This is a genomic window from Kitasatospora sp. NPDC058184, from assembly GCF_042883725.1.
GTDB lineage: Bacteria > Actinomycetota > Actinomycetes > Streptomycetales > Streptomycetaceae > Kitasatospora.
In genome coordinates, this window is the sequence record NZ_JBHVVE010000018.1 from 39,897 (window position 1) to 54,818 (window position 14,922).

Here is a 14,922-nt window from a genome sequence, read left to right on the forward strand (position 1 = left end):
CCGGGCCTGCGGAGGGTCACTGGGACAGGGGCGATCGTTGCCGTTTCAAGAGATCGACATTGCTTCACCCGAACGGATGGGTTTTAGTTCAGCGACCGCCCGGCCAGTCCGGACGGATCCGCCGGGTGGAACGCCGAGTCCTGCCGCTGCCCGGTGGTTCGAAACGAACTCTGTACGGCAGGAGCGGGGGACCCACAGGTAAGTCGCCGGACCGGAGTTCGTGCCTCAGGGCGCGGGCGTCCAGGACCGGCTTGGGGTGAAGCCGCGCAAGCGGCCGGGCAACTCCAGCCCGAACCCGACAGCTCACCTCGCAGGCGTCGGAGAGGAAAATTCCATGCCTGCACAGGCTCGTCGTATCGCCCTGCCCCGCGCCGCCCGCATCGGCATCGCCACCGCCGTCACCGGTGTGTCCTTCGCCCTCCCGCTCGTCACCGCGATGAGCGCCCAGGCCCACACCCCGGCCGCTCCGGCCGCCGCCTCCACCGAGGTCAAGCAGGCCGCGCAGGCCGCCGCTCCGGCCGCCCAGGCCGCGCAGGAGAGCTACCGCGTCGTCAGCGGTGACACCCTGTCCAAGATCGCCGACGCCAGGAACGTCGAGGGCGGCTGGCACGCGCTGTACGAGCAGAACCGCTCGGTCGTCGGCGCCGACCCGAACCTGATCTTCCCGGGCCAGCAGCTCGCGCTGTCCGGCCACGCCGCCGCGCCGGCCGCCGACGCCGCCCCGGCGAAGCCCGCCGCTCCGGCCAAGCCCGCCAAGCCGTCCGCTCCGGCGACCCAGGCCGCCAAGCCGCAGGCCCAGGTCCAGGTGCAGACCGAGGCCGCCAAGCCCTCCGCGCAGCTCGAGACCCAGCTCCAGGTCGCCGTTCCGGCCCAGGCCGTGACCGCCACTCCGGTCGCCGCCGCCACCTCCGGCTTCGTCGCCCCGCTGGCCGGCCCGCGGCTCGGCACCGCCTACGGCGTGGCCGGCTCGATGTGGGCTTCCGGCCACCACACCGGCCAGGACTTCGTCGCCTCCACCGGCACCCCGCTGCGCGCCGTCGCCAACGGTGTCGTGGTCAAGGCCGGCAACGGCGGCGCCTACGGCAACGAGGTCGAGATCAGGCTCGCCGACGGCCACTACGCCGAGTACGCGCACCTCTCCTCGATCGGCGTGAGGATCGGTCAGACCGTCACCGCCGGCCAGCAGATCGGCCTCTCCGGCGCCACCGGCAACGTGACCGGCCCGCACCTGCACTTCGAGATCCGCAACGGCTCGGAGTACGGCTCGGACATCAACCCGGTCGCCTACCTGCGCGCGCACGGCGTCGCGCTCTGACCCCGAGAGCTCCGGGGTACCAGGAACCACCGCCGCTGCGGGCGAACCGATCGCCCGGGATGGTCATGTCGGGTGACCGCTCGACCGGGTGATCGCCGCACGGCGGACATGGGCGCGGGACACGCCCAGGCCGGCCCGGCCGCATGAGGACCTCCTCGTGCGGCCGGGCCGGCCGCTTTCGTTCCCGGGCCCGCCCGGGGTGTTCGATCGATCGAACGAAGCGTCAACTCCGGTGTCCCGCAGGGGGTTCGCCGGGATCTCCGGGCGCCTGCGGGCGCCATGCTGGCGGACGGTCAGCGCCCGGCCGGTCCGGCGGTCGGGCGGGCCGGGAGGCGAGGAGGCCGGATGGCGGTCCGCAGCGGGGGCGTGGCGGGGGAGACGGCCGGGCGGGAGCGGCCCGGGGCGGGCGGGGTCGACCGGCTGAAGGCGGACTCGGTCGGCCTGGTCGGCGTGGTGTTCATGGCGCTCGCCACCGCCGCCCCGATCACCGCGATGACCGGCAACCTGCCGATCATCGTCGGTCAGGGCAACGGCGCGGGCGCGCCCGCCGCGTACATCGTGGCGACCGTGGTGCTGACGGTGTTCTCGGTCGGCTACGTGGCGATGGCCCGGCACATCACCGCGGCCGGCGCGTTCTACGGCTACGTCTCGCACGGGCTGGGGCGGGTGGCGGGGATGGCCTCGGGGCTGCTCGCGGTGCTCGCGTACGTCGTCACCGAGGCCGCGGCCCTCGGCTTCTTCGCGTACTCGCTGCGCGGGCTGGTCCGTTCGCAGCTGGGGGTGGACGTCGGCTGGGGCTGGTACGCGCTGTTCGGGGCGGCGGTGATCGGGGTGATGGGCTGGTTCGACCTGCATCTGACGGCCAGGGTGCTCGGGGTCGCGCTGGTGCTGGAGATCGGTGTCCTGTCGGCGGTCTCACTGGCGGTGCTGCTCTCCGGCGGCGGGCCGGACGGGCTCGCGGCCGGGACCCTGAACCCGCTGAACGCGCTGAAGGGGATGGGGAGTTCGGGAACCTCGGCGGCCGGGCTCGGACTGTTCTTCGCGTTCTGGTCCTGGGTGGGCTTCGAGTCCACCGCGATGTACGGCGAGGAGTCCCGCGACCCGAAGCGGGTGGTGCCGCGGGCCACGCTGATCTCCGTGATCGGGGTCGGGCTGCTCTACGTGTTCGTGTCCTGGATGATCGTGTCCGGCAACGGGGTCGAGCGGGCGGTCGCGGTGGCGGGCGGCGCGGTGCCGGGCAAGGACGGCAACAGCCTGTTCTTCGACCAGCTCGCCGCGCATCTTGGGGCCTGGGCGGTGAAGGTCTTCCAATGGCTGGTCGTCACCGGCTCGTTCGCCTGCGCGATGGCCTTCCACCAGTGCGCGGCCCGGTACCTGTACGCGATCGGGCGGGAGGGGCTGCTGCACCCGGCGCTCGGCCGCACCCATCCGCGGCACGGCTCGCCGCACGTCGCCTCGGTGACGCAGTCGGTCATCGCGGTGGGGCTGGTGGCGGGGTTCCTGGCGGCCGGCATGGACCCGTACGCGCACCTGTACACGCTGTTGGCGCTGCTCGGGACGATGGCGATCCTGGTCGTGCAGACGCTCTGCTCCTTCGCCGTGGTCGGGTACTTCCACGTGCGCGGACGGCACCCGGAGACGGCGCACTGGTTCCGGACGCTGGCCGCGCCGCTGGCGGGCGGGGTGGCGATGGCCGGGGTGGTGGTGCTGCTGGTGCTCAACCGGGACGCCGCGGCGGGGGAGGCGGCGCACACGCTGCTGTTCCGGCTGATCCCGTACCTGGTGATCGGGGTGTTCGCGGGCGGGATCGGGCTGGCGCTCGCGGTGCGCCGGTGGCGGCCCGGGCTGTACGCGCGGATCGGGCGGGTGGTGCTGGAGGACGCGGTCGAGCGGTGACCGGGCCGGGGCCGCGGTGGCCGGCGGGCCCGGGCGTTCGCGCCGGGCGGGCCCGGGCGTTTGTGCCGGGCGGGCCCGGGTTCAGCGCCGGTGGACCGGCAGGCCGTACTGGGCGGCGGCCAGCAGCTCGTGCATCCGATGGCCGAAGTCGTCGGTGTCCCGGGCGGGTTCGGGGAAGACCAGGCGGACGTCGCGGTGGCCGTGCGAGTGGTCCAGGCGCAGCACCAGGCCGTGGCGGTCCAGGGCGAGCGGGCGGACCTCCGGGGCGTGGGCGAGCACGGCCGGGTCGAGCAGCCGGGTCAGGACGTCGAGCGCCTCGGCGTGGTCGTCGGCGAGGTGGGTGAGCAGCATGGCCTCGTACCGGGCCAGCGGGTCGGGGGTGGCGAGGGCGAGGTCGGCGGCGGTGATCGCGCCGGTGGCGTACGGGGTGGCGAGGACGGCGTGGGCGACGTCCACCCGCAGGTGCACGCCGAGGCCGTCGTCGGTGAGGTGGGCCGGCCACAGCCGGCCGGCCAGGGTGAGGCGGGCGCGGACGCGGTCGCGGACGGCGACGGGGGCGATGTCGGTGACGTCGAGGACGACGGCGAGGCCCTCGGCGGCGCCGACGGCGGCCGTGGTCAGCGGGTCGTCCAGGGCGGCGCGCAGCCGCAGCCGGGAGCCGTGCACGGAGACCTGGGTGTCCAGGTGGTGGTGCTCGCCCAGGGCGCGGACGGTGAGCGAGGAGGTCGTGCTGAGCAGGCTGTGGATCCGGTCGGCGGTGCTGGGCTCGGGGACCTCGGTGTCGCCGGTGGGCAGGCTCATGGACGGACCTCCAGTTAGTTAGGTGAGCCTAACCTAATGTGCGACTGGGGGTGTGGCAAGCAGGCGGTGGGGCGAGCGGGCGGGCCCGGGCAGGCGGAAGGGCCCGGACGCGCGGGTGGCGTCCGGGCCCTTCCGTCGGGCGGGGCCGGGTCAGCCGATGACGGCCTGGGCGTCGATCTCGACCAGCATCGGCTCCTGCGGCAGCTCGACGAAGACGGTGGTGCGGCACGGCTTCACGCCGCCGGGCTTGATGTTCTCGTCGATGAACTCGGCGTAGACCTCGTTCATCAGCGGGAAGTCGGCGCGCTTGGTGAGGTAGACGCGGAACATCACCACGTCCTCGATGGTGGCGCCGCCGGCCTCGACGATGGCCTTGACGTTCTCCAGGGTGCGGCGGGTCTGCGCCTTCACGTCGCCGTGGTGCAGGTACTCGCCGGTGGCCGGGTCCTGCGGGCCCTGGCCGGAGACCTGGAGGAACGGGCCCTTGCGGACGCCCTGGGAGAACATCCAGGCGGGGGCGGGGGCGCCGTCGGTGCGGATCTCGGTCTTCTCGAAGGTCTGGGGGTGCTCGGCGGACATCGGGTTCCTTATGTTGTGTGACGGTGCGTCAGTTGTGGTCGGGGCGGCCGCAGTCGGCCGAGACGGCGCGGGTGGTGGCGAGCAGCTGCGGGAGCAGGTCCAGCACCTGCTCGTACGGCAGGACGACGTCCGGGACGGAGATCGAGGCGGCGGCGACCACCCGCCCGCTGGCGTCCCGGACGGGCGCGGCCACGCAGTTGATGAAGGACTCGTGCTCGGCGTGGTCCTGCGCCCAGCCCTGGGCGGCGACCCTCTCCAGCTCGGCGAGCAGCGCCTCGGGGGAGGTCAGGGTGCGTTCGGTGTGCCGGACGAAGTCGATCCCGGCCACCACCCGGCGCCGCTCCGGCAGCGGCAGGTCGGCCAGCAGCACCTTGGAGACGGCGGCGCTGTGCAGGGCGGCGCGCAGGCCGATCCGGGAGTACATCCGCACCGGGTGGCGGGAGTCGAACTTGTCGATGTAGACCACCTCACCGCCCTCGTACGCGGCCAGGTGCACGGTCTGGCCGGTGGCGGCGTTCAGCTCGGCCAGGTGCGGGGCGGCGATCCGGCGCACGCCGCGCTGCTCCAGGGCCAGGCCGGAGAGCGCGAAGAGGCCGGCGCCCAGGTGGTAGCGGTAGGCCGCGTCGCGATAGACGAACCGTTCCTCTTCGAGGCTCTGCAGCAGTCGGAGCACGGTCGTCTTGTGGACGCCGAGCACCTCGGCGAGCTGGTCGAGGGAGCGCTCGCCCTCGCCGAGCTCGGCGAGGATGCGCAGGGCGCGGGTGACGGTCTGACTCATCGTGCTCCGCTTCGAGGGCTGGGGTTCCCGCTCATTGTGCCCGGGCCCGGTCGGCGGACGACGACCGGTCGGCGCACGGCGTCCGGTCGGCCGGACGCGCGACGCCGGCGGGCAGGGACGGGCCGGTGATGCCCTCCGGGGTGACCCGGGTGGCGGCCCACTGGGCGGGGGAGGCGTCGAGCAGGGCGGCCACCACGGCGGCGTCCGGCAGCTCGGCCTGGTCGCCGGGGGCGGTCAGCGCGCAGGCGGCGCTCAGGTGGCCGAGCCGCAGCCGGCGCCGCTGGTCCAGGCCCCGGACGGTGCCGGCCAGGTAGCCGGCCGCGAAGGCGTCGCCGGCGCCGGTGGCCTCGACCACCTCGACCGCGAGCGCCGGCTCGGTGACCGCCGTACCGTCCTGCTCCAGGGCGGTGACCTGCCGGGCCGCGTCCTTGACCACGACGGTGGCCGGGGCGGGGAAGCGGCGGCGGAGCTCGGCCGGGTCGCCGGTGCCGAAGGCGGCCTCGGCCTCGTCGGCGCCGAGCAGCAGCAGGTCGGCGGCGTCCAGCAGCGGCGGCAGGACGGCCGGGTCGCGGTCGAGCCAGAGCGAGGGGCGCCAGTTGAGGTCGAAGCTGACCAGGCGGCCCGGACGGCGGTCGGCGAGCAGGGCGCGCAGCAGGGCCAGGCAGTCGTCGGAGAGCGCGGCGGTGATGCCGGACAGGTGCAGCAGCCGGGCGCCGGCCAGCAGCGCGGCGGCGGCCGGGTCGGCGAGCAGGCCGGGGGAGAGTGCGGCGGCCGCGGAGCCGCGCCGGTGGTAGTGCAGCCGGCTGCGGCCGGGCCCGAGGTCGTGGCGGTCGCCGGTGGTGCCGCCGACCTCCTTCAGGTAGAGGCCGGTCGGGCGGTGCGGGTCGACCGCGACCGCCGAGACGTCCACGCCGCGGGCGGCGACCTCGGCGAGCAGCCGGCGGCCGAAGCCGTCGTCGCCGACCCGGCTGATCCAGGCGGTCGGCACGCCGTGCGCGGCCAGCGCGCCCGCCACGTTGGACTCCGCGCCGCCGACCGAGAGCCGGAAGCTCTCCACCGACTCCAGCGGGCCCGGGCGGTCCGGCAGCAGGACGGCCATCGACTCGCCCACGCACACGGCCGTCGGGGGAGCGCCGGGGCGGGTCGGGCCCTGGGTGTCCTGTCGCGGCATGTGCGGGGCTCCTCGTCTGCGGCCGTTCCGTCGAGAGCGGGCCCACCGGGCCGACTCCGTGGCGCGTGAACGCCGCGTTCGTCCGTGAGCACCGCGTTTCTCCGCGAGCACCGCACGTGAGCCGACCCCGTCGACCGGGAGCCCGGTCCGTTGACCGTGATCCGGCGCCGATGCTAGAACCGTGTTGCCAGCATGTGCAACCCTCGTTGCGCATGTTGCAACCTGTGCGGATGGAGGAACACGGTGGAGCAGACCTTCGCAAGCAGCGGTACCGGGCCGGGGATCGCCCGGGGAGCGGTGGCGGCCCTGGCCGACGAACCGCTCGACTGGCGGTTCAAAGCCGCTCCGCCGCAGTCGTGGGGCCGCAGCACGCGGGAGTGGCTCGCCACCGGCCCCACCCTCTCCTCGCTCGGCACCCCGCTGCTCACCCTCGACGGCGCCGCCCTCGACCACAACGTCCGCACCATGGCCGACTGGTGCGCCAAGGCGGGCGTCGCGCTCGCCCCGCACGGCAAGACCACCATGGCGCCCGCCCTCTGGCAGGCGCAGCTCGACGCCGGAAGCCACGGCATCACCCTCGCCAACCTGCCGCAGGTGCGGATCGCCCGGGCCTTCGGGGTCCAGCGCATCCTGCTCGCCAACGCCCTGCTCGACCCGGCCGGACTGGCCTGGCTCGCCGACGAACTCGCCGCCGACCCGGACTTCGCCTTCCTCTCCTGGGTCGACTCCGTCGAGAGCGTGCGGCTGATGGACGAGGCGCTGCGCGCCGCCGGAGCCGAACGGCCGGTCGAGGTGCTGGTCGAGCTCGGCGGCCCCGGCGGGCGGACCGGCGCCCGCGGCGCGGACGCCGCCGTCGAGGTCGCCGCCGCGGTGCTGCGCGCCCCCACCCTGCGCCTGGCGGGCATCGGCGGCTACGAGGGCGCGATCGCGCACGACGCCTCGACCGAGGGACTGGCCGCCGTCCGCGGCTACCTGCGGGAGCTCGGCGAGCTGCACGGCCGGCTGGCGAGCGCCTACCCGGACGGCACCCCGCCGGTGGTCTCGGCCGGCGGCAGCGCCTACTTCGACCTGGTGGTCGAGGAGTTGGCGAACCTGCCGGAGTCGTTCACAGTGCTGCGCTCGGGCGCGTACATCGCCCACGACGACGGCTTCTACCGGGGCATCTCGCCGCTGGCCCGGGACGGCGGGCGGACGCCGTTCCGCGGTGCGCTGCACGGCTGGGCCCGGGTCGTCTCCCGGCCCGAGCCGCAGCTCGCGCTGCTGGACGCCGGCAAGCGCGACCTGCCCTTCGACGAGGGCCTGCCAGAGCCGCAACGGGTGCGCGGCGGCGCCGAGTTGACCGGAACGGCGGCCCGGATCACGGCACTCAACGACCAGCACGCCTTCCTGCGGGACGCGGGCGACCTCGCGCCGATCGGCGCCGTGCTGCGGCTGGGCGTCTCGCACCCCTGCACCGCCTTCGACAAGTGGACGGCGATCCCGGTGCTGGACTCCGCGGACGCGGCCGAGCCGAAGGTCACCGGCCTGGTCAGGACGTTCTTCTGATGCCCGGGGAGAGAGCGGCCCGCGGGGGCGCGACGGTCTTCCGGGGCGCCACCGTGGTGGACGGCACCGGCGCGGAGCGCTACCGGGCGGACGTCCGCATCGCCGACGGCCTGATCGTCGAGATCGCGGAGATCGCCGAGTCCGGTGAGAGCGGCGGGACCGGCGGGATCGGCAAGGGCCCCGGTGCGGCCGAGGTGGTCGACGCCGACGGGCTGGTACTGGCCCCCGGCTTCATCGACATGCACGCCCACTCCGACCTCGCCCTGCTGCGCGAACCCGAGCACCCGGCCAAGGTCACCCAGGGTGTCACCTGCGAGGTCCTCGGCCAGGACGGCCTGTCCTACGCCCCGGTGGACGATGCCACGCTGCCCGCGCTGCGCCGCCAACTCGCGGGCTGGAACGGCGATCCGGACGGCTTCGACTGGGACTGGCGGGACGTCGCCGGCTACCTCGACCGGATCGACCGCAGCGGCGTCGCCGTCAACGCCTGCTACCTCGTCCCGCACGGCACGCTGCGGATGCTCGTCATGGGCTGGGCCAACCGTCCGCCGACCCCCGGCGAACTCGACCGGATGCGGCAGGTGCTGGCGAAGAGCCTGCTGGACGGCGCGGTCGGCATGTCCAGCGGCCTCAGCTACACCCCCGGGATGTACGCGGACACCGCCGAGCTGGTCGAGCTGTGCACCGTCGTCGCGGCCTACGGCGGCTTCCACGCCCCGCACCAACGCTCGTACGGCGAAGGGGCGTTGGAGGGCTACGCGGAGATGGTGGAGATCGCCCGGCGGAGCGGCTGCGCGCTGCACCTGACCCACGCCACGATGAACTTCGGGGTCAACCGGGGCCGGGCCGGCGAGCTGCTGGAGCTCCTCGACCGGGCGCTCGCCGACGGCGTCGACCTCACCCTGGACAGCTACCCCTACCTGCCCGGCTCCACCACCCTGGCCGCCCTGCTGCCGAGTTGGGCCACCGAGGGCGGCCCGGCCGCGACGCTGGCGCGGCTCGACGACCCCGCGCAGTGCGCGAGGATCCGGTACGAGGTGGAGGAGAAGGGCAGCGACGGCTGCCACGGAGTGGTCACCGACTGGGCGACGATCCAGATCTCCGGCGTCGGCTCGGCCCCGCTCGCCGGGACGGTCGGCCGCACCGTCGCCGAACTGGCCGTCGAGGAGCGGCGGACCGGCACCGAGGTCTTCCTGGACCTGCTGCGCCGGGACGGGCTGGCCACCACCATCCTCCAGCACGTCGGGCACGAGGAGAACGTCCGGGCGATCATGCGCCACCGCGCGCACACCGTCGGCAGCGACGGACTGCTGGTCGGCGCCCGGCCGCACCCGCGCGCCTGGGGCACCTTCCCGCGCTACCTCGGCCACTACAGCCGGGAGTTGGGAGTTCTCACGCTGGAGGAGACGATCGCCCGGATGACCGGCCGCCCCGCCGCCCGGCTGGGGCTGGACCGGCGGGGCCGGATCGCCCCCGGCCACCACGCCGACCTGGTGCTCCTCGACCCCGGGAAGGTCCGGGACGCCGCCACCTTCGAGGACCCCCGGCTGCCCGCCGAGGGCATCGAGTACGTGTACGTCAACGGCAGCGCCGTCGTCCGGGAGGGCCGCACCACCGGCGCCCGACCCGGGCGTGCCCTGCGCCGAACCGACCGAGGAACCCTGGCCACATGACCGAGCTGTCCGCTCCGACCGACCCCACCTCCGACCCTTCCGTTCCGACCGGGCTTTCCGGACTGCGCGACGAACCGGTGATCGCGGTGGTCCGCGCACCCCGGATCCCGGACGCCGCCGCGCTCTGCGCCGCCCTCGCCGAGGGCGGCATCAACCTGACCGAATTCACCTACACCACACCGGATGTGACGGGCCATCTGCTCCGGGCCTCGAAGGCCGGCTGGCGGGTCGGCGTCGGAACGGTGCTGACCGCCGAGCAGGCGCGGCGCGGGGTCGAGGCGGGGGCGTCCTTCCTGGTCACCCCCGGCTGCCGACCCGAGGTCGCCGGCGCGGCGGCCGCCGCCGGGGTGCCGGTGGTGCTCGGGGCGCTCACCCCGACCGAGGTGGCGCACGCGGTGGACCTCGGGGCCGCCGCCGTCAAGATCTTCCCGGCCCGGGCGTTCGGCCCCGGCTACTTCAAGGACCTGCGCGGCCCGTACCCCGACGTGCCGCTGGTGGCCTCCGGCGGGGTGAACGCGGGCAACGCCGCCGAGTTCCTGGCGCACGGCGCGCTCGCGGTCTGCGCGGGGACGGACGTGGTGCCGCCGGACGTGGTCGCGGCGGGGGACTGGGCGGAGATCACCCGGCGGGCCCGGGCGTTCACGGCGGCCTGCGCCGGGGCGGCGGGGGCGTAGCGGGTCGTCGGTGTCGGCGGCGGGGGCGCAGTCGGGCCGTCGGTGTTCGCGGCGGGGCATCGGCGTCTGCGGCGTGGCGAGGCGGGCTGTCGGGACGGCCGGGATTGGACGAGAATCGGGGGCACCCGTCCCGGCCCCGGCCGAGCCCGTCCCGGCCCAGCCCCCTCCCCGCCCGGCCAGCCCCGGGCCCCGGACCCGGCAGGAGGAACCGCCCATGACCTCGACCCGCCCCGGCCCCGACTGGCTCGCCGACGCCGTGCTGTACCAGATCTACCCGCAGAGCTTCGCCGACTCCGACGGCGACGGCATCGGCGACTTCGCAGGCATCGCCGAGCACCTGGACCACCTCGCCTGGCTCGGCGTCGACACCGTCTGGCTCAACCCCTGCTTCGCCTCGCCGTTCCGCGACGCCGGGTACGACGTCGCCGACTACCTCACCCCGGCCCCGCGCTACGGCAGCACCGAGGACCTGGCGGCCCTGGTGGAGGCCGCCCGCGGCAAGGGCATCCGGGTCCTGCTGGACCTGGTGGCCGGGCACACCTCCGACCGCCACCCCTGGTTCCTGGCCTCCGCCGAGGACCCGTCCGACCACCGGTACATCTGGTCCGACCGCCCGGTGGACGGCTTCGTCGCCTCGCCCGGCAGCCGCCCCGGCTGGTACCTGCCGAACTTCTTCGACTGCCAGCCCGCGCTGAACTTCGGCTACGCGCGCGGCAGTTCCGAGGAACCCTGGCGGCAGTCGGTGGACGCGGACGGCCCGCGCGCCAACCGGGCGGCGCTGCGCGCGATCATGGCGCACTGGCTCGGCCTCGGGGTGTCCGGCTTCCGGGTGGACATGGCCTACTCGCTGGTCAAGGACGACCCGGGCAAGGTGGAGACCGCCAAGCTCTGGACCGAGCTGCGCGACTGGCTGGACCGCGCCCACCCCGAGGCCGTCCTGCTCGCCGAGTGGGGCGACCCGGCCGCCGCCGTCACGGCCGGCTTCCACGCCGACTTCTTCCTGCACTTCGGCGGCGCGGACCACGGCCTGCCGCTGCGCTCGCTCTGGAACAACAACGGCGGGACGGTCGAGGAGTTCTGGCACCAGGAGGCCTGCTACTTCGAGGCCGAGGGCCGGGGCACCCCGCAGCCCTTCCTGGACGCCTGGCGCTCCGCCGCCGAACTCACCGAGGGCGGCGGGCAGATCGTACTGCCGACCGCCAACCACGACTTCTCCCGGTTGGCCACCGGTCCGCGCACCGCGGAGCAGCTCGCCCCCGCCTTCGCCTTCCTGCTCACCTGGCCCACCCTCCCGGCGGTCTACTACGGCGACGAGATCGGCATGCGCTACCTGCCGGGCCTGCCCGACACCGAGGGCAGCGTCCTCGGGCCGCGGTTCAACCGGGCCGGCTCGCGCACCCCGATGCAGTGGACGCCCGGCCCCACCGCCGGTTTCTCCAGCGCCCCGCCCGAGCGGCTGTACCTGCCGGTGGACCCGGACCCGCACCGTCCGGACGTGCTCTCCCAGCGCGCCGACCCGACCTCGCTGCTGCACACCGTCCGGCGGCTGATCGCGCTGCGCCGGGCGCACCCGGGGCTGGGCGCGGCCGGCGGGGTGGAGGTCCGGCACGCCGGCTACCCGCTGGTGTACACCCGGGCCGGGCGGTACCTGGTGGCGGTCAATCCCCGCCGGGAGCCGGCGTCCGTCCGGCTGCCGGGCCTGCCGGAGGGCGTCCCGTCGGCGCCGGGCGTCCGGCCGCTGGAGGTGCAGGGCGTGCGGGTCGCGGACGGGGAGCTGCGGGCGGACGGGTTCTCGTACGGGGTGTTCGAGCTGGGCTGAGCGCGGGCGGGCTAGTCGGGCTGCGTACGGGTGCGGCGGGGAGCCGGGTCCTGTTCGGGGCCCGGCTTCCGATCGGTGTCGGATAGTTGTAAGCTGCATCGATAGATGGTTGCATTTACCACCCTCATTGGTTGCATTTGCCACCTTCATGATCAAGCTGACAGACACGCCACCGGAGGACGGTACGAACGCCATGAGCACACCCCGGAACCCCGCCGCAGCGCCCACCCTGGGGCACTCGCTCAAGTACCTGGCCATCCACCTGATCACCCCGCTGCTGATGTGCCTGGGCATGGCGCTCGCCTACCAGGGCGCCTTCCACCAGCCCGAGCCCCACCACCTCAAGGTGGCGGTGGTCGGCACCACGCCGCAGGCGCAGGGCCTGGCGCAGGCCATCCAGGGCAAGGCCGGGAGCGCGCTCGACGTCCGCACCGTGGACGACCGGGCCGCCGCCGAGCAGCAGCTGCGCGACCGGGACCTGGTGGGCGCCTTCGTGCCGGACGCCAAGAGCCCCGAGCTGATCGTCGCCAAGGGGAACTCGGACACCTCGGTGGTGGCCGCCACGGCGGTGTTCACCAACGTCACCGACCAGCAAGGCGTGCCGCTGCACGTCACCGACCTGACCACCCCGGCCGCGGGCGACCCGACCGGACAGGGCCTGTTCTTCCTGCTGGTCGCACTGAGCATCGGCTCCTACGCCAGCGTCGCGGTGATCGGTGCCGCCGGCGCGGGGCTGAGCATGGCGGTCCGGGCGCTGGTCGGGGTGGCGGTCTCGCTCGCGGTCAGCGTGATCGGCATCGTCACCGCCGGGCCGGTCTTCCACGTGGTCGACCACGACTACGCGGCGATCTGGGCGCTGGGCTGGCTCTACTCGGCGGGCATCGTGCTGATCGGCATCGGCCTGCACAGCTTCCTGAAGAAGTGGACCACGCTGGCCCTGATGGTGCTGTTCGTGATGCTGAACTTCACCTCCTCCGGCGGCATCTACCGGCCCGAGCTGCAGAACGGGTTCTTCGGCGGCCTGCACGGCTTCTGGACCGGCGCCGGCTTCCTGGAGGGCGCGCGCAGCATCATGTACTTCGACGGCGGCGCGGGCCTCGGCGGGCACGTCGTGACCCTGCTGGTCTGGCTGCTGCTCGGCGGTGCGGCGCTGGTGGCCGCGGCGATGTACGAGGGCCGCGGGCGCCGTCCGGTCGAGACGCCGGCGGAGGCCGAGGAGGAGATGGAGGAGGCGGTCGCGGTCTGACCGCGCCCCTCGGAAGGCTTCACCGGGTGCCGCGGGCATCGGCACCGGGTGGGGATCGGCGGCCCGCGCCCGGCCCTGGACAAGCCGGACGCGGGCCTCGGCGTCCCCCCGTACGCGCCTGGCGGTACGCCGCCTGCCCGATGAGGGCCTGGCCGACCACCAGGGTGTGGATCTCGCCGGTGCCCGTCGGGGTCACCCTGGCGTGCGGGTGCGGTGCGGGGTGCTCATGGGCGGTCCTTGGGGTCCTTGTCGGGCGGGTCGGTCGGGGCGGTCGGGGCGTCCTGGTCGTGCGGGGCGTGTCGGTCGTACGGGCGCTCGTCGTACGGGGCGTCCAGCCAGGCGGTGAGCTCGGCGGTGTGCTCGCCGAGCCGGGGCGGGGGCAGGTGGTAGCGGGGCGGGGTGCGGGAGAGGCCGATCGGGTTGGCGACCAGCTCCAGCGGGCGGCCGTCCGGGCCGGGCAGCGGCGCCCGCGGGTGCAGGCCGAGCGAGTCGGCGAGGGCGAAGGCCCCGGCCAGGTCGTTGACCGGTCCGCAGGGCACGCCGAGCGGGGTGAGGACCGCGAACCACTCGGCGGCGGTGCGGCGTTCGAGCCGGGCGGTGAGCTCGCGGGCCAGCGCGCCCACGTGCGCGACCCGGTCGGCGTTGGTGGCGAAGCGCGGGTCGGCGGCCAGTTCGGGGGCGCCCACGCCCCGGCAGAGCGCGGCGAACTGCCGGTCGTTGCCGACCGCGACGACCAGCGGGCGGTCGGCGGAGGCGAACACCTCGTACGGGGCGATGGAGGGGTGGCGGTTGCCGAGGATGCCGGGCACGGCGCCGGCCAGGGTGTAGCCGGCGGACTGGTTGACCAGGCCGGAGAGCAGGGTGGAGAGCAGGTTCAGCTCCACCAGCTGGCCCCGGCCGGTGGCCTCGCGCTCGCGCAGCGCGGCCAGCACGCCGACCGCCGCGTGCAGTCCGGTCAGCACGTCCACCAGTGCGACGCCGGTCTTCATCGGTTCGCCGGGGGCCGGGCCGGTGACGGACATCAGGCCGCCGACGGCCTGCACCAGCAGGTCGTAGCCGGGCAGTCCGGCGCCCTCGCCGGAGCCGAAGCCGGTGATCGAGCAGTAGACCAGCCGCGGGTTGAGCGCCTCGGCGCGGTCCGGGCCGAGGCCGTGGCGGGCCATCGTGCCGGGGCGGAAGTTCTCCACCAGCACGTCGGCGCGGCGGACGAGTGCGACGGCGCGGGCGTGGTCGGCCGGGTCGCGCAGGTCGAGGGTGAGGGAGCGCTTGTTGCGGTTGACGGAGAGGAAGTAGGTGGCCTCGCCCTGGGCGTGCGGCGGGCCCCAGGCGCGGGTGTCGTCGCCGGTACCGGGCTGCTCGACCTTGATCACGTCGGCGCCGAGGTCGGCCAGCAGCATGGTCAGGTAGGGCGCGGCGAGGACCCGG

General features: G+C 74.8%; 12 protein-coding genes and 1 riboswitch. Of the genes, 7 read left to right on the forward strand and 5 right to left on the reverse strand.

Features of this window, described 5'->3' with window-relative positions:
• Positions 1-131: 131 nt before the first annotated feature.
• A riboswitch (cyclic di-AMP (ydaO/yuaA leader) is annotated at positions 132-332 on the forward strand.
• Positions 333-334: 2 nt separating this feature from the next.
• Both ACFVXH_RS29335 and ACFVXH_RS29340 read left to right on the forward strand, forming a co-directional pair.
• Positions 335-1,315: a peptidoglycan DD-metalloendopeptidase family protein gene (locus ACFVXH_RS29335; protein WP_387828727.1), complete on the forward strand. Its 981-nt coding sequence runs from the start codon at positions 335-337 to the stop codon at positions 1,313-1,315.
• Positions 1,316-1,660: 345 nt separating this feature from the next.
• Entirely contained in the window at positions 1,661-3,211 is a 1,551-nt protein-coding gene (locus ACFVXH_RS29340; RefSeq protein WP_387828729.1) for an APC family permease, read from the forward strand.
• An 81-nt stretch (positions 3,212-3,292) separates the two neighbouring features.
• Here the strand turns inward: ACFVXH_RS29340 and ACFVXH_RS29345 are convergent, their stop codons facing one another.
• From ACFVXH_RS29345 to ACFVXH_RS29360, 4 genes are all read right to left on the reverse strand, one after another.
• Positions 3,293-4,012 carry a DUF2470 domain-containing protein gene (locus ACFVXH_RS29345; protein WP_387828731.1) on the reverse strand — a complete coding sequence of 240 codons (720 nt, stop codon included), beginning with the start codon at positions 4,010-4,012 and terminating at the stop codon, positions 3,293-3,295.
• A 150-nt stretch (positions 4,013-4,162) separates the two neighbouring features.
• Positions 4,163-4,591 (reverse strand): RidA family protein, encoded by a 429-nt coding sequence (locus ACFVXH_RS29350; protein WP_049652385.1) that lies wholly within the window; start codon positions 4,589-4,591, stop codon positions 4,163-4,165.
• A gap of 28 nt (positions 4,592-4,619) precedes the next feature.
• Positions 4,620-5,369: an IclR family transcriptional regulator gene (locus ACFVXH_RS29355; RefSeq protein WP_049652384.1), complete on the reverse strand. Its 750-nt coding sequence runs from the start codon at positions 5,367-5,369 to the stop codon at positions 4,620-4,622.
• Between the two features lie 31 nt (positions 5,370-5,400).
• Complete coding sequence (locus ACFVXH_RS29360) at positions 5,401-6,540, reverse strand: sugar kinase (RefSeq protein WP_387828734.1); 1,140 nt, start codon at positions 6,538-6,540, stop codon at positions 5,401-5,403.
• Between the two features lie 243 nt (positions 6,541-6,783).
• Here ACFVXH_RS29360 and ACFVXH_RS29365 point away from each other — a divergent pair, with 243 nt between their 5' ends.
• The 5 genes from ACFVXH_RS29365 to ACFVXH_RS29385 all read left to right on the forward strand — a co-directional run bounded on the left by ACFVXH_RS29365 (position 6,784) and on the right by ACFVXH_RS29385 (position 13,497).
• The gene (locus ACFVXH_RS29365; protein ID WP_241853052.1) at positions 6,784-8,085 is read left to right on the forward strand and encodes an alanine racemase; all 1,302 of its coding nucleotides are present in this window, start codon (positions 6,784-6,786) and stop codon (positions 8,083-8,085) included.
• On the forward strand, positions 8,085-9,758 hold the full coding sequence (locus ACFVXH_RS29370; protein ID WP_387828736.1) for an amidohydrolase family protein: 1,674 nt from the start codon (positions 8,085-8,087) through the stop codon (positions 9,756-9,758). Before ACFVXH_RS29365 ends, ACFVXH_RS29370 begins: the two co-directional genes overlap by 1 nt.
• Positions 9,755-10,432 (forward strand): bifunctional 4-hydroxy-2-oxoglutarate aldolase/2-dehydro-3-deoxy-phosphogluconate aldolase, encoded by a 678-nt coding sequence (locus ACFVXH_RS29375; RefSeq protein WP_387828738.1) that lies wholly within the window; start codon positions 9,755-9,757, stop codon positions 10,430-10,432. The genes ACFVXH_RS29370 and ACFVXH_RS29375 overlap by 4 nt, the downstream gene beginning before the upstream one ends.
• 214 nt (positions 10,433-10,646) lie before the next feature.
• Positions 10,647-12,251, forward strand: coding sequence for an alpha-amylase family glycosyl hydrolase (locus ACFVXH_RS29380; protein WP_387828740.1), 1,605 nt, complete (start codon positions 10,647-10,649; stop codon positions 12,249-12,251).
• A gap of 193 nt (positions 12,252-12,444) precedes the next feature.
• Complete coding sequence (locus ACFVXH_RS29385) at positions 12,445-13,497, forward strand: hypothetical protein (protein WP_387828742.1); 1,053 nt, start codon at positions 12,445-12,447, stop codon at positions 13,495-13,497.
• A gap of 224 nt (positions 13,498-13,721) precedes the next feature.
• Here ACFVXH_RS29385 and ACFVXH_RS29390 read toward each other — a convergent pair whose 3' ends face one another.
• Positions 13,722-14,894, reverse strand: coding sequence for a CaiB/BaiF CoA transferase family protein (locus ACFVXH_RS29390; protein ID WP_387828841.1), 1,173 nt, complete (start codon positions 14,892-14,894; stop codon positions 13,722-13,724).
• Positions 14,895-14,922: the final 28 nt, after the last annotated feature.

Excerpts from the sequence above, each read along its gene's own strand:
- ACFVXH_RS29375 (WP_387828738.1), top strand. The coding sequence starts at position 9,755 with ATGACCGAGCTGTCCGCTCCGACCGACCCCACCTCCGACCCTTCCGTT.
- ACFVXH_RS29350 (WP_049652385.1), bottom strand. The coding sequence starts at position 4,591 with ATGTCCGCCGAGCACCCCCAGACCTTCGAGAAGACCGAGATCCGCACC.
- ACFVXH_RS29340 (WP_387828729.1), top strand. The coding sequence starts at position 1,661 with ATGGCGGTCCGCAGCGGGGGCGTGGCGGGGGAGACGGCCGGGCGGGAG.
- ACFVXH_RS29335 (WP_387828727.1), top strand. The coding sequence starts at position 335 with ATGCCTGCACAGGCTCGTCGTATCGCCCTGCCCCGCGCCGCCCGCATC.
- ACFVXH_RS29385 (WP_387828742.1), top strand. The coding sequence starts at position 12,445 with ATGAGCACACCCCGGAACCCCGCCGCAGCGCCCACCCTGGGGCACTCG.
- ACFVXH_RS29360 (WP_387828734.1), bottom strand. The coding sequence starts at position 6,540 with ATGCCGCGACAGGACACCCAGGGCCCGACCCGCCCCGGCGCTCCCCCG.
- ACFVXH_RS29390 (WP_387828841.1), bottom strand. The coding sequence starts at position 14,894 with ATGCTGCTGGCCGACCTCGGCGCCGACGTGATCAAGGTCGAGCAGCCC.
- ACFVXH_RS29355 (WP_049652384.1), bottom strand. The coding sequence starts at position 5,369 with ATGAGTCAGACCGTCACCCGCGCCCTGCGCATCCTCGCCGAGCTCGGC.
- ACFVXH_RS29370 (WP_387828736.1), top strand. The coding sequence starts at position 8,085 with ATGCCCGGGGAGAGAGCGGCCCGCGGGGGCGCGACGGTCTTCCGGGGC.
- ACFVXH_RS29345 (WP_387828731.1), bottom strand. The coding sequence starts at position 4,012 with ATGAGCCTGCCCACCGGCGACACCGAGGTCCCCGAGCCCAGCACCGCC.
- ACFVXH_RS29380 (WP_387828740.1), top strand. The coding sequence starts at position 10,647 with ATGACCTCGACCCGCCCCGGCCCCGACTGGCTCGCCGACGCCGTGCTG.